Source organism: Nocardia sp. NPDC050793, from assembly GCF_040654065.1.
GTDB lineage: Bacteria > Actinomycetota > Actinomycetes > Mycobacteriales > Mycobacteriaceae > Nocardia.
Genome location: NZ_JBFAHG010000022.1, coordinates 1 through 12425, shown reverse-complemented (window position 1 = coordinate 12425; position 12425 = coordinate 1). Strand labels below are relative to the sequence as shown.

The following is a 12425-nucleotide window of genomic DNA, read 5'->3' as shown; positions in this document are numbered from 1 at the left end:
CGACCGCCGCCCCGGCGCGTTCCGGACGGAGCGGCACTGGCGCACCGGGACTCGGGCTGCGAGAGTGAACGGGTGGGACTGTACGAGAATCACGTCGTGCCCCGGCTGGTGGAATTCGCCTGCGGCATGCGGGTCAACGAGCCGCAGCGCTCGCGGGCCTGCGCGGGGCTGCACGGACGGGTGGTGGAGATCGGCTTCGGCTCCGGACTGAACGTGCCGTTCTATCCGGCGGCCGTCGAATCCGTCAGCGCGGTCGAGCCCGCCGATCTCGGCTGGAAGCTGGCGCGCAAGCGGCTCGACCGGGCCACCGTGCCGATCGAGCGGGCGGGTCTGGACGGACAGTCGCTGCCGTTCGCGGACAACACCTTCGACTCGGCGCTCTCGACCTGGACGATGTGCACCATTCCGGATGTCGCGACCGCGCTGTCGGAGGTGCGCCGGGTGTTGGTGCCGGGCGGGACGCTGCATTTCGTCGAGCACGGCTTGGCCCCTGACACCAAGGTCCAGGCGTGGCAGCACCGACTCAATCCGATCGAGAAGGCGATCGCGGGCGGCTGCAATTTGGACCGTGACATCAGGGGCCTGGTGCAGGCGGCGGGGTTCGAGATCCGCGACCTCGACGTGTTCTACGGCGAGGGACCGAAGTTCCTCGCCGCATTGACACTCGGGGTCGCCGTCTCCCCGTAGGCCTTCCTCCGCATTCGCTCCGGCTGTGCACGGATCGAGGACGGACTCCGCCCGACGGTGCCGATCAGTGGATTTCGACGTGCAGTGTGTAGCTGGCGTTGCCGCGGGTCGGCGCGACGAGCACGCGGTACATGCCGTCGTAGGGCAGCACGATCTCGGTCCAGGTCTCCTCGACCGCGAGCACCAGTCCGTCGGGTGCGGACACGCTGAAGTTCACGTTGTCCTCCAGCGCGACGATGGCCGTCTTCAGCAGCTGCCCGCCGCGCGCCTCGAGCAGATAGCTGTCCGCGTCGCCGCGCACGACCGCCCCGTCCAGGGTGGCCTCGCTGGTGCCCGGCGCGAACTTTATTTCCGCGTACACCCCGGCCTGTGCGGCGCCCGCACCCGCGACGGCGAACACCAGGGTGGCCGCGAGAGCGGTGAGCGCGACCAGCGCCGCGCGGAAGGGACGGAGGATTGCTGCCATGATCGTTGTCCTGTGGTGAGAGGGGATTCGGAACGACGCCGAGTCTTACCCTGGCGGCTTGTCATCGGCTGAAGACGCGGTTAAGGCGCCGGTCCAGCGGCCGCTTTGTCGCTCGCTCCGATGGAGCAGTGCACTCTCGTCGACCATCGCCGCAGGCGACCACTACGTCGGGGCGACAACTGTGCCGCGCTGACATGCGATCAGCGCGGCGCCGTCGTGCTCAACTCGCCAGGCAGCTCGGGCCGAGGAGAGCCTTGAGGTCGCCGAAGAGGGCCGAGGACGGGGAGACTCGCAGGCTGTCGTCGAGTTTGAGCAGGGTGGTCTTGTCGCGGGCGCCGACGTGGCGGACGTGCACGTCGGAGGTGCCGGGGTGGCGGGACAGCACGCGCTTGAACTCGCCGATCTTGTCCGGGGTACACATGCGGGTGGAGATGGTCACCGCGAGCGGCTTGGCCACGCCGATGGAGGACAGGTCGGGGACGGCGAGGTCGTTGGCGATCAACGAGATTCGGTCGTCGCGCACCGAGACGCGCGCCTTCACCAGCACCACCGCGTCCTCGACCACGTCGGCGCCGTACACCGAGTAGGCCTGCGGGAAGAACAGCACCTCGATACCACCGGTCAAGTCCTCGAGCTGGGCCGAGGCCCAGGCCAGGCCGTTCTTGTTGATGCGCCGGTTCACCGAGGCGAGGATGCCGCCGATGGTGACCTGCGCGCCGTCCTTCACATCGCCTTCGAGGATGGTGGGGATCGGGGTGTCGGCCTGCGCGGCGAGCACATGCTCCACGCCGTTGAGCGGATGCCCGGAGACGTAGAGGCCGAGCATCTCCCGTTCCAGCGCCAGCTTGTGCTTGGACTCCCATTCCTCGTCCGGCACCGCGACATTGAACACCGAGGCCACCGACTCGTCGGCATCCATCCCGCCGAACAGGTCGAACTGCCCGATGGCCTCGGCCTTCTTGGTGGTCATCACCGCGTCGATGGCGTCGGAGTGAATCAGCAGCAGGCCCTTGCGCGGATGCCCGAGGGAGTCGAAACCGCCCGCCTTGATGAGGGATTCGGTGACCTTCTTGGTGCAGGCGATGGCGTCGATCTTGTTCAGGTAGTCGGAGAAATCGGTGAACTTCGATTTCTCCTTGCGCGCCTGGATGATCGAGGCCACCACGTTGGCGCCGACGTTGCGCACCGCGCCGAGACCGAAGCGGATGTCCTTGCCCACCGAGGCGAAGTTCTGCTCGGATTCGTTGACGTCCGGCGGCAGCACCGTGATGCCCAGCCTGCGGCAGTCCGACAGGTAGACCGCGGCCTTGTCCTTGTCGTCACCGACGGAGGTGAGCAGGCCCGCCATGTATTCGGCCGGGTAGTTGGCCTTGAGATAGGCGGTCCAGAAGGAGACCAGGCCGTAGCCTGCAGCGTGCGACTTGTTGAACGCGTAGCCTGCGAACGGAAGGATGGTGTCCCACAGGGCCTTCACCGCGCCCTCGGAGAACCCGTTCGCGGTCATGCCCTCGTGGAAGCCCTTGTACTCGGCCTCCAGCACCTCGAGCTTCTTCTTACCCATGGCCTTGCGCAGCGCGTCGGCCTTGCCCATGGAGTACGAGGCGACCTTCTGCGCGATGAACATGATCTGCTCTTGGTAGACGATCAGGCCGTAGGTCTCGGCCAGGATGTCCTTCAGCGGTTCCTCGAGCTCCGGGTGGATCGGCTTGATCGGCTGGCGGCCGTTCTTGCGGTCGGCGTAGTCGTTGTGCGCGTTCATGCCCATCGGTCCGGGGCGGTACAGCGCGAGCACGGCGACGATGTCGTTGAAGCCGGTGGGCTGCATGCGGCGCAGCAGGTCGCGCATCGGCCCGCCGTCGAGCTGGAAGACGCCGAGAGTGTCGCCGCGGGACAGCAATTCGTAGGTGGCCGGATCGTCCAGCGGCAGGTTGTCCATGTCCAGGTCGACGCCGCGGTTGGCCTTGATGTTGTCCAGCGCGTCACCGATGACGGTGAGGTTGCGCAGACCGAGGAAGTCCATCTTCAGCAGGCCGATGGCCTCGCAGGACGGGTAGTCCCAGCCGGTGATGATCGCGCCGTCCTGGGGGCGGCGCCACACCGGGATCGCGTCCATCAGCGGCTCGGAGGACATGATCACCGCGCAGGCGTGCACGCCCGCGTTGCGGATCAGGCCCTCCAGGCCGCGGGCGGTCTCGTAGATCTTGGCGACATCGGGGTTGTTGCCGATGAGCTCGCGGACCTCGGCGGCTTCCTTGTACCGCTCGTGATCGGGGTCCATGATGCCCGAGAGCGGGATGTCCTTGGCCATGATCGGCGGCGGCAGCGCCTTGGAGATCTGGTCGGCGATGGCGAAACCGGGCTGGCCGAACTGGACTCGCGCCGAGTCCTTGATGGCGGCCTTGGTTTTGATGGTGCCGAACGTGATCACCTGGGCGACCCGGTCGGTGCCCCACTTCTCGGTGGCGTACCGCACCATCTCACCGCGGCGGCGATCGTCGAAGTCGATATCGATATCGGGCGCGGACGGGCGCTCGGGGTTCAGGAACCGCTCGAACAGCAGGCCGTGCGGAATCGGGTCGATGTTGGTGATGCCGAGCGCGTAGGCGACCAGCGAACCGGCCGCCGAACCACGGCCGGGGCCGACACGGATGCCGACCTCTTTCGCGTGGGTGACGAGGTCACCGACGACGAGGAAGTAGGCGGGAAAACCCTTCTGCCGGATGACGTCGAGCTCGAAGTAGGCGCGGTCGTAGTACTCCCGCGGCACGCCGTCGGGGAACCGGCGGGCCAGCCCCCGGTCGACCTCTTTGCGCAGCCACGAATCCTGGGTCTCGCCCTCCGGCACCGGGAACACCGGCATGCGGTCCTTGAAGTTCCACACGTCGTCGTAGGACTGCACGCGCTCGCCGATGCGCACCGTGTTGTCGCAGGCGCCGGGCACTTCCGCTTCCCACAGCGCGCGCATCTCGGCGGCCGACTTCAGGTAGTAGCCGTCGCCGTCGAACTTGAAGCGGGTCGGGTCCGAGAGGGTCTTGCCGGTCTGCACGCACAGCAGCGCCTCGTGGTTGGCCGACTGATCCTTGGTCACGTAGTGACAGTCGTTGGTGGCCAACGGCGGAATGTCCAGCTGCTTGCCGATGCGCAACAGGCCCTCGCGGACCCGTCGCTCGATGGACAGACCGTGGTCCATCACCTCGAGGAAGAAGTTCTCCTTGCCGAAGATCTCCTGCCACTTGGCCGCGGCCTCCAGCGCCTCGCGGTCGTGGCCGAGGCGCAGCCGGGTCTGGACTTCACCGGACGGGCAGCCGGTGGTCGCGATGATGCCCTCGGCGTACTGCGCGATGATCTCCTCGTCCATGCGCGCCCACTTGCCGAGCTGCCCCTCGATGGAGGCCAGCGAGGAGAGCTTGAACAGGTTGCGCAGGCCGGTCGCGTTCTCGGCGACCATCGTCATGTGGGTGTAGGCGCCGGAACCCGAGACGTCGTCGCCCTTCTGGCTCGGATCGCCCCACTGCACGCGCTTGGTGTCGAACCGAGAGCCGGGCGCGATGTAGGCCTCGATGCCGATGATCGGCGTGATGTCGTGTTTCTTGGCGGAGTTGTAGAACTCGGCCGCGCCGTACATGTTGCCGTGGTCGGTCATGCCGACCGCCGTCATCCCGAGTCGCTTCGCCTCGGTGAACAGCGGAGAGATCTTGGCCGCGCCGTCGAGCATGGAGTACTCGGTGTGGTTGTGCAGGTGAACGAACGATCCGGACTCGGCCAAGACAGTCCTTCCTCCCAAGGTCTCGACGGGGGTTGGAGCAACGAGTGTATGCGCCCCCTGCGACAAGGTTTCGCACCGGCACGCGCCGCCAGGACGATCATCGGCGCGTCGTGAAGAAGATCACCGGCGCGTCGCGAACGGCCGTCCAGATCGGCTGGAGAATGCCGTCCGCGACGGCCCGCGCCCTGCGCCGGAGACAGCGTGTGTGCGCGCTGCGAGATCGATCGAAAGCGCCCAGACGGCGCGCTCGGTGTTGGTAGTGTGCCTCCGCATATGCAGGGCCGACTATCCGCGACAATCCGGATCGAGGTGTCGACGTTGATCACCAAGATGACCAGCACGTTAGCCGTAATTGCTCCGGCCGCCGCCGCGCTCACCGCCGCCGCGCTCACCATCACCGCCGCGCCCGCCGCGGCCGAGGGCGGCAAGTTCGTGACCGTCTACGCGATGACCAACGGTCTGTGCATCGCGCAGGTCGACGCATCGGTCAACGGGGACGCCTACCCGGAGTCCGCGGCGTTCACCGTGGCCTCCACCATGTGGGGTGTCGGGAACTGCAGCCTCCCGGTGACCCTGAACTGGCGCAATACCGCCACCGGCGCAACGGGTTCGGTGACGCGCACGCCCAACGGCCCCGGCTACTGGATGAACGACGGCAAGTCCGCGATCTTCAGCCCCGGCGTCGGCAACTTCACCGCCACGATCACGCTGGGCGGGGCGCACGTCCCCGAGCCGGGAACGGTCAACTTCACCGTCTCCAAGTACCAGGGCTGACCCGCGCCCGTCGGCCCGTCGATAATCGGACCATGATCGGGAAGTTCCCGGTCGCGGTCCGGTGACCGCGACCGTGGCCGCCGTGATCGCGGCGGTGCTGGTAGCGGGCAGCGCGCTGCTGGTGTGGCTGCGCACCCGCCGGGTCGTCACCACGCCCGCCGAACGCGCCGTGCACTCGGCGCTGCACACCGCCGCGCTGGCGGCCGTGCCGCTGCGCCGCGGGCTCACCGACCGGTCCGCGCAGGAGGCCGCGCCGCACCTGCGGGCGCTGACCGGCGCGGCGGCCCTCGGCGTCGCCGATGCCGAGGGCGAGGTGCTGGCCTGGGACGGGTCGCACGCCGACCTGGTGGAGGCTTTCGCCGACGCCGCGCGGCGGGCGGTCGCGAGCGAACGGCCGGTGCTGGTGGCCGGTCCCGGCCAAGGCGAGCACGGCGCACGGACGCTGGTGGCGCAGCCGCTGCTGATCGAGAACAGCGGGGCGGCGGGCGCGCTCGGGGTGGTCACCGGCGGCAAGCCGGGTCCAGGGCTGCTCGGCGCGCTCGCCGAGGTGGCCCGCTACGCCTGCGGCCAACTGGAACTGGCCGAACTCGACGCCTCCCGCGCCCGGCTCGACCGCGCGGAGGTGCGCGCGCTGCGAGCACAGATCAGCCCGCACTTCATCTACAACGCGCTCAACACCATCGCCTCGTTCGTGCGCACCGATCCGGCGCGGGCCAGGGAACTCATCCTCGAATTCGCCGACTTCACCCGCTATTCCTTCCGCGCCGCAGGCGAATTCACGGTGTTGTCCGACGAACTGCGCAACATCGAGCGCTACCTGGCGCTGGAACGCGCCCGCTTCGGCGACGCGCTGCAGGTGCGGCTGCGGATCGCGCCCGAGGTGCTCGGCGTCGTGCTGCCCTTCCTCGCGCTGCAACCGCTGGTCGAGAACGCGGTGCGGCACGGCATCGCGGGCAGGCAGGGCGGCGGCACCATCGCCATCGTGGCCACCGACGCGGGCACCGACTGCCTGATCAGCGTCGAGGACGACGGCACGGGCATGGACCCCGACCTGCTGCGTTCCGGCGCGCTCGACGCGATCGAATCCGGTTCCGGCCCGGTGGGTTCCGGCGAGTCCGCGCACGTCGGGCTGGCCAACGTGGACGACCGGCTGCGCGCGGCCTTCGGCAACGACTACGGGTTGATCGTGGAGACCGCGCCCGGCGCGGGCACCAAGGTCAGCCTGCGGGTGCCGAAGTTCCGCCCTGGCGTGCGCGCATGACGAACGCGATATCCGCTGGTCGGGATATCCGAAACACGCCCGATCACCATACCTTTACCATGAAAAGGTTGTGACGCAGAACACCGAGAGGCAGGCGGGCCCGCTGCGCGTGCTGGCCGTGGACGACGAGAAGCCCGCTCTGGACGAGCTGGTGTACCTGCTGCGCACCCAGCAGGGAGTGGGCGAGATCCACACCGCGGGCGAGGCGACCGGCGCGCTGCGGGTGCTGCGCACCCATCCGGTCGACGCGGTCTTCCTCGACATCAACATGCCAGGACTCGACGGCATGGAGCTGGCGGGCATCCTCTCCGAGTTCGCCAACCCACCCGCGGTGGTGTTCGTGACCGCGCACGACGACCGCGCGGTGAGCGCGTTCGATCTCGGCGCGGCGGACTATCTGCTGAAACCGCTGCGCGAGGCGCGCCTGACGGAGGCGGTGCGGCGCATCACCCAGACGCGCGCCGCTCCCCCGCCGCCCGCGGCGCCGCGCGCCGACCCGAACGCGGTCATCCCCGTCGAGCTGGGCGGCGTGACCACCCTGGTGCACCGGTCCAGCGTGAGCTGGGTGGAGGCGGACGGCGACTACGCCAGGCTGCACACCAGCGCGGGCTCGCATCTGGTGCGCATTCCACTCTCCGCCCTCGAATCTCGTTGGGAGAACGCCGGTTTCCTGCGCGTGCACCGCTCCTATCTGGTGGCGCTGCGACTGGTCACGGGCCTGCGCACGGTGGGCAGCGGCACGGTGGTGTGCCTGCGCGCCGAGGGCAGCGCGGCGGCGGTGGAACTGCCGGTGAGCCGCAGACAGGTGCGCGAACTCAAACAGCGGCTGGTGCACGGACCGCGCCACACCTGGACCGACCGGTGACCGGGCCGCAGCGGCCCGCGCGGCAACGGGTGGTGCTCGCCGAGCGCCGGGGCGCGCGCCGGGTGCGCACCCGCGTGGAGGTCGCCGAGCAGACCGAGATCGGGGAAGCCTTGATCGGCGGTCTCATTCGCGCCCAGCTCGGCCTCGCGCTGCGACTGGCGGTGGTCACGGTCCTGGCGCTCGGCGCGGTTCCGCTGCTGCTGAGCATCGAGTCGCTCGGTTCGGCGGTGGTCCTCGGCGTGCGGCTGCCCTGGCTGCTGCTCGGCCTCGCGGTGTTCCCGGCGCTGTACGGCGTGGGTCGCCTCTACGTCCGGCTGTCCGAACGCAACGAGGAGGATTTCCTCGACCTGGCCGGGGACTGACGTGGGCGCGCCCGCACTGACCCTCGCGGCCCTGCTGCTCGCCGCGCTCGCCACCGTGGCCATCGGCGCGTACGGCGTGCGGCTCTCGCGCACCACTTCCGATTTCCTCGTCGCGTCGCGCAGCGTGAGCCCCGGCTGGAACGCGGCGGCGATCTCCGGCGAATACCTCTCGGCCGCCTCGTTTCTCGGCGTGGCAGGCCTGATCGCGAAGTACGGCGCCGACGCACTGTGGTACCCGGTGGGGTTCACCGCGGGCTACCTGGCGCTGCTGCTGTTCGTCGCCGCCCCGCTGCGCCGTTCGGGCGCCTACACGGTGCCGGATTTCGCCGAGTTCCGGCTCGGCTCGGTGCGTTTGCGCAGGCTCGCCGCGGTCGTGGTGGTGCTGGTGTGCGCGGTCTATCTGATCCCGCAGTTCCAGGGGGCCGGGCTCACCCTGCGGATTCTGCTGGGCGTGCCGAGCTGGGTCGGGGCGGTCGCGGTCGGTGCGATCGTGATCGCGAACGTCACCGGCGGCGGGATGCGGTCGATCACGCTGGTCCAGGCGTTCCAGTACTGGCTGAAGTTCACCGCCGTCGCGCTGCCCGCGCTGGTGTTGCTCGGCCACTTCCTTGCCCAGGACCGCGAGCTCGGCACGGCAGCGCCGCCGGTGGTCACCGAGCGCACGACGGTGGACGTCACCACCGACGTGGTGGTGCAGGTCGGTGCGGACCAGCAGGTTTCGATCACGGGCACGGTGGACGGCCGGCGCGTCGACGGTCCGGTGGCGCTGGTGCCCGGCGAGCACGAGCTGGCCGCGGGCACCGAGCTGGTGCTCGAATCCGGTTCCGCGGTACCGGTGGTGGCGGGCGCGCCCGCCGACGGCGTCAGCTGGTTGTCGCCGGGCGGCGGATTCGGCGGCTCGCACCCCACCTACCAGGTGTATTCGCTGATCATCGCCACCTTCCTCGGCACGATGGGACTGCCGCACGTGCTGGTGCGGTTCTACACCAATCCCGACGGCCGGGCCGCGCGCACGACCGCGCTCGCCGTCATCGGCTTGGTCGGCATGTTCTACCTGTTCCCGATCCTGCTCGGGGTCTTCGCCCGGCTCTACGTGCCGCAGTTGCTGATCACCGGGACCTCGGACGCCGCGGTGCTGCTGCTGCCCGGTTCGGTGCTCGGCGGATTGCCCGGCAGGCTGCTGGCGGCGCTGGCCGCGGCGGGCGCGATCGCCGCGTTCCTCTCCACCTCCTCCGGCCTGCTGGTCAGCATCGCAGGCGTGCTCAGCACGGACATGCTGCGCGGCCGGATCCGGGACTTCCGCATGGCCGCGCTGGCGGCGGGCGTCGTCCCGCTGGCGCTTTCGCTCACCGTCGCCTCGCTGGACCTCTCGCGCACCGTCGCGCTGGCGTTCTCGGTGGCCGCCTCGACACTGTGCCCGCTGCTGGTGCTCGGCATCTGGTGGCGCGGGCTCACCGCGAAGGGCGCGGGGGCGGGCCTGATCGCCGGCGGCTTGGTCGCGGGCGGGGCGACGGCGGTGTCCGTGCTCGGCGGGGCGTCCGAGGCGGTCGCCGACGGCTGGCTCGCGGCGATCCTCGGCTACCCGGCGGCGATCAGCGTGCCGCTGGCCTTCCTCACGATGGTCCTGGTGAGCACCGTGACGCGCGGTCAGGGCCCGCGCGCGGTGCGGCGGATCTTCGTGCGCATGCACGCCCCCGAACGGCTCGGCATGGGCGCCGACCGCGAGCCCGGTCTGCGCACCGGCTGACGGAATCGCCACCGGACCGCCGACCGTTCGTCGCGCGGAGCCGACCGCTCACCGCACAGATCCCCACCTTCACAGAGTGACCTGCACCACAACGCATATCGGCGCTTCGATCGGTCTACCTTCACCGCAGTAATCCACGTCACAAGCTAGGACGCTCGATGACCAGTCCCGACCTCACCAAGCCACCGCGCACACCGAGCGCAGAGGACTTCGCGGCCGTACAGGCCAGCCCACAATTCCAGGAGCTGCGAAACAGTCTGCGCCGTTTCGTGTTCCCCATGACGGCACTGTTCCTGACCTGGTATCTCGGCTATGTGCTGCTCGGCGCGTACGCGCACGACTTCATGGCGACCGATGTCGTCGGCAACGTCAACGTCGGGCTGCTGCTCGGCCTCGGCCAATTCCTGTCCACCTTCGTGATCACCGCGTGCTACGTCCGCTTCGCCAACAAAGAACTGGATCCGCGCGCCGCGGCCATCCGCGACTACCTGGAGGGTGAGCGGGCATGACCACGCAGTTTCTCGCCGCGGACACGGTCGGCAATCCCGTCGCGAACATCGCCATCTTCGGCCTGTTCGTCGCGGTCACGATGGTGGTGGTGATCAGGGCCAGCCGCAACAACGCCAGTGCCGCGGACTATTTCACCGGCGGACGCGGCTTCTCCGGCCCGCAGAACGGCATCGCCATCGCGGGCGACTACCTCTCGGCGGCAAGCTTTCTCGGCATCGCGGGCGCCATCGCGGTCTACGGCTACGACGGCTTCCTCTACTCCATCGGCTTCCTGGTCGCCTGGCTGGTCGCGCTGCTGATGGTGGCCGAAATGCTCAGGAACACCGGCAAATTCACCATGGCCGACGTGCTGAGCTTCCGGCTGCGGGAACGCCCCGTGCGCACCGCGGCGGCACTGTCCACGCTGACCGTCTCGCTGTTCTACCTGCTGGCGCAGATGGCGGGCGCGGGCGGCCTTGTCGCGCTGCTGCTCGACATCGACGACCGGGCCGGGCAGTCGGTGGTGATCGCCGTGGTCGGCGTGCTGATGATCGTCTACGTGCTGGTCGGCGGCATGAAGGGCACCACGTGGGTGCAGATCATCAAGGCCGTCCTGCTGATCACCGGCGCCGCGCTGATGACGGTGATGGTGCTGGCCAAGTTCGGGTTCGACTTCTCCGAGATCCTCGGCTCGGCGCAGCGGATGGTCTCCGACTCCACCAACAAGGCCGTCGCCGCGCGTGACGTGCTCGCCCCCGGCGCGCAGTACGGCGCGACCGAGACCTCGAAGCTGAACTTCGTCTCCCTCGGCCTGGCGCTGGTGCTCGGCACCGCGGGTCTGCCGCACGTGCTGATGCGCTTCTACACCGTGCCGACCGCGAAGGAGGCCCGTCGCTCGGTGGTGTGGGCGATCGCCCTGATCGGCGCGTTCTATCTGTTCACGCTGGTGCTCGGTTACGGGGCGGCCGCCATCGTCGGCCCGGACCGCATCCTGGCTTCGGCGGGCGGCCAGAACTCTGCGGCGCCGCTGCTGGCCTTCGAACTCGGCGGTGTGGTGCTGCTCGGCATCATCTCCGCGGTCGCGTTCGCCACCATCCTCGCGGTGGTCGCCGGGCTCACCATCACCGCGGCGGCGTCGTTCGCGCACGACATCTACGGCAGTGTGCTCAAGCGCGGCAAGGCGGACGAGTCGGCGCAGGTGCGGGTTTCGCGGATCACCGCGGTGGTGATCGGCGCACTCGCCATCGGCCTCGGCATCCTGGCCAACGGGCAGAACATCGCGTTCCTGGTGGCGCTGGCCTTCGCGGTCGCGGCGGCGGCGAACCTGCCGACCATCGTGTTCTCGCTGTTCTGGCGGCGCTTCAACACGACCGGCGCGCTGTGGAGCATGTACGGCGGTCTGATCTCCACCATCGTGCTCATCGTGTTCTCGCCCGCGGTGTCGGGCAGCAAGAGCGCCATGCTCCCCGGCTCGGACTTCGATCTGTTCCCGCTGTCGAATCCTGGAATCGTCTCCATCCCCTTGGCTTTCGCGCTCGGCGTGATCGGCACCTTCGTCGGCGGCCGCACACCCGAGAACCCGGCCAAGGCCGCCGAGATGGAGGTTCGCTCGCTCACCGGAGTGGGCGCGGAGAAGGCGGTCGTGCACTGACCCTCCCGGTCCCGGCGCACGCCGGGACCACCGCAGGACTCGCCGCAACGGCGCGGCGCCCGTCGGGTCCCGGCACACGCCGGGGCCCGACCCCTGTTCCCGTTGCCGCTCAGGCTCTTTCGATTGGAGATGTGACTTGACCAGCGCCACGACCGAACCGAACACCACGGTCCCGATGACCTACCCGCCGAGCCACGAATTCGCCGCCGACGCGAATGCCGATGCGGCGCTTTACGATCGGGCCGCCGCCGACCGCCTCGCTTTCTGGGCCGAGCAGGCCGAGCGGCTGCACTGGCATCAGAAGTGGACACAGGTCCTGGACTGGAGCGACGCACCCGTCGCCAAGTGGTTCGTCGA

At 69.2% G+C, this 12425-nt stretch carries 11 protein-coding genes; 9 read left to right on the top strand and 2 right to left on the bottom strand.

Annotated features, from left to right (window positions below):
- Positions 1-72 precede the first annotated feature (72 nt).
- Complete coding sequence (locus tag AB0H50_RS35370; RefSeq protein WP_357461612.1) at positions 73-687, top strand: class I SAM-dependent methyltransferase; 615 nt, start codon at positions 73-75, stop codon at positions 685-687.
- A 64-nt stretch (positions 688-751) separates the two neighbouring features.
- On the opposite strand, the gene AB0H50_RS35365 is transcribed toward AB0H50_RS35370, so the two are convergent.
- Together AB0H50_RS35365 and dnaE are read right to left on the bottom strand one after the other, a co-directional pair.
- Positions 752-1153 (bottom strand): hypothetical protein, encoded by a 402-nt coding sequence (locus AB0H50_RS35365; RefSeq protein ID WP_357461610.1) that lies wholly within the window; start codon positions 1151-1153, stop codon positions 752-754.
- Positions 1154-1373: 220 nt separating this feature from the next.
- Positions 1374-4919, bottom strand: a complete 3546-nt coding sequence (dnaE, locus tag AB0H50_RS35360) for a DNA polymerase III subunit alpha (protein ID WP_357461607.1) — start codon at positions 4917-4919, stop codon at positions 1374-1376.
- Between the two features lie 318 nt (positions 4920-5237).
- Here dnaE and AB0H50_RS35355 point away from each other — a divergent pair, with 318 nt between their 5' ends.
- From AB0H50_RS35355 to AB0H50_RS35320, 8 genes are all read left to right on the top strand, one after another.
- On the top strand, positions 5238-5693 hold the full coding sequence (locus tag AB0H50_RS35355; RefSeq protein WP_357461604.1) for a hypothetical protein: 456 nt from the start codon (positions 5238-5240) through the stop codon (positions 5691-5693).
- Positions 5694-5754: 61 nt separating this feature from the next.
- Positions 5755-6954 carry a histidine kinase gene (locus AB0H50_RS35350; RefSeq protein WP_357461601.1) on the top strand — a complete coding sequence of 400 codons (1200 nt, stop codon included), beginning with the start codon at positions 5755-5757 and terminating at the stop codon, positions 6952-6954.
- Positions 6955-7024: 70 nt separating this feature from the next.
- Positions 7025-7819, top strand: a complete 795-nt coding sequence (locus AB0H50_RS35345) for a LytTR family DNA-binding domain-containing protein (RefSeq protein WP_357461598.1) — start codon at positions 7025-7027, stop codon at positions 7817-7819.
- Positions 7816-8181: a hypothetical protein gene (locus tag AB0H50_RS35340; protein ID WP_357461595.1), complete on the top strand. Its 366-nt coding sequence runs from the start codon at positions 7816-7818 to the stop codon at positions 8179-8181. The genes AB0H50_RS35345 and AB0H50_RS35340 overlap by 4 nt, the downstream gene beginning before the upstream one ends.
- A 1-nt stretch (position 8182) precedes the next feature.
- Complete coding sequence (locus tag AB0H50_RS35335; protein WP_357461592.1) at positions 8183-9928, top strand: cation acetate symporter; 1746 nt, start codon at positions 8183-8185, stop codon at positions 9926-9928.
- 158 nt (positions 9929-10086) lie between these two features.
- Complete coding sequence (locus AB0H50_RS35330; RefSeq protein ID WP_357461590.1) at positions 10087-10437, top strand: DUF485 domain-containing protein; 351 nt, start codon at positions 10087-10089, stop codon at positions 10435-10437.
- Complete coding sequence (locus AB0H50_RS35325) at positions 10434-12068, top strand: cation acetate symporter (protein ID WP_357461587.1); 1635 nt, start codon at positions 10434-10436, stop codon at positions 12066-12068. The genes AB0H50_RS35330 and AB0H50_RS35325 overlap by 4 nt, the downstream gene beginning before the upstream one ends.
- A gap of 175 nt (positions 12069-12243) precedes the next feature.
- Positions 12244-12425 (top strand): acetyl-coenzyme A synthetase N-terminal domain-containing protein (locus AB0H50_RS35320; protein ID WP_357461648.1); only part of this gene is annotated, 182 nt, incomplete at its 3' end.